Source organism: Mesorhizobium sp. Cs1321R2N1, assembly GCF_037179725.1.
GTDB lineage: Bacteria > Pseudomonadota > Alphaproteobacteria > Rhizobiales > Rhizobiaceae > Mesorhizobium > Mesorhizobium salmacidum.
The window spans coordinates 1-485 of record NZ_JAPYKP010000342.1; the positions used below are offsets into that span (position 1 = coordinate 1).

The 485-nt window shown below is 63.5% G+C and carries 2 pseudogenes; both read left to right on the forward strand.

Features of this window, described 5'->3' with window-relative positions:
- Positions 1–259: pseudogene (locus O7A61_RS32390) on the forward strand (alpha-glucoside ABC transporter permease); the annotation flags it as partial.
- Position 260: 1 nt separating this feature from the next.
- Positions 261–485, forward strand: a pseudogene (locus O7A61_RS32395) (carbohydrate ABC transporter permease); the annotation flags it as partial.

A 485-nucleotide genomic window follows, 5' to 3' on the forward strand; every position in this document is an offset into this window, starting at 1 on the left:
GCCGCAGATCTGGGGCACGATCGCCGTCGTCTGGACCACCATCACGATCCTGGTGCTCAAGGTTTTCGACATCGTTCTGGCGATGACGAACGGGCAATGGCAGAGCCAGGTGCTTGCCAACCTCATGTTCGACTGGATGTTCCGCGGCGGCGGGGACTTCGGCCGCGGCGCGTCGATTGCCGTGGTGATCATGATTCTCGTCGTCCCGATCATGATCTGGAACATCCGCAACGCGGCCAAGGAAATGAGGAGCCACTGAGATGAAACCAGCCACGCGCTCCCCGCTGATGTGGGCGGTCCACCTCTCGGTGCTTCTGCTCGTTGCTGTCTGGACGATGCCGACCGCCGGCCTGTTGATCTCAGCGCTGCGCGACAAGGACCAACTCGCCGTTTCCGGATGGTGGACGGCCCTTGCCACTTCGTCGCGCAATGACGTCGCGCGGGCTCCGGCGGCCGACAGCCAGGTCGAACGGGACGGCAAGTTC